Source organism: Bifidobacterium pullorum subsp. saeculare, assembly GCF_016899725.1.
Lineage (GTDB): Bacteria > Actinomycetota > Actinomycetes > Actinomycetales > Bifidobacteriaceae > Bifidobacterium > Bifidobacterium pullorum_C.
On the sequence record NZ_JACLYU010000089.1, the window covers coordinates 1 to 590 of the forward strand.

The window sequence follows — 590 nt, forward strand, 5'->3', positions numbered from 1 at the left end:
TTATACATGCTACGTACTCTATTTTGTCCCGAAGCCTGGCGATAAAGCCCTTCTTCTTCGGGGGCGCTTCCAGAGGACCGCGCAGGCCTCTCACCGCTGTGATATAGATGCCGCTCACGGTTGCCTTGACTTCCTTTTTCACGGGAATCAGGGGATACACCTTTGAGTCGCACATCAGCGTCATGATCTTTGGCCCAACCTTTGCCTTCACAACCGGCACCTTGGACCGGCGCAGATACTTGGGTGTGTTTTCCAGCACGATGGAAGGAAAGCCTGCGTCTCTCAGGCGCATGGTACGCTTGTCAATGATAAGCATGGTAACTGTCTGTGCCGCGGCGTCCAGCTGCTCCTGCTGCTCAGCCTGTCTCCTCTCCGCCTTTCTGCCGAGGAAATACAGCACGATACACGCAATGATCAAAACGACCAGAATTACTAACAAAACAATCGTCAATGTATTCACGGGGAAACCTCCTCACTATGTAATAATCGCACAGTATATTTTAACATTGTTTAGGGGGTTGCGCAATGTTTTTCTGGGAGAGATTTGGCCTTTTGCGGGGAAAGACAATGAAAAAAGCATAAACTTACTT

2 protein-coding genes are annotated in these 590 nt (G+C 49.7%); one reads left to right on the plus strand and one right to left on the minus strand.

Annotated features, from left to right (window positions below; translation table 11 throughout):
- Positions 1–400 (minus strand): hypothetical protein (locus tag H7U32_RS09595; protein WP_204469824.1); only part of this gene is annotated, 400 nt, incomplete at its 3' end.
- Positions 401–410: 10 nt separating this feature from the next.
- On the opposite strand from H7U32_RS09595, the gene H7U32_RS09600 reads away from it, so the two are divergent.
- Positions 411–590: hypothetical protein (locus H7U32_RS09600; protein WP_204469825.1), on the plus strand; the 180-nt coding region annotated here is incomplete at its 3' end.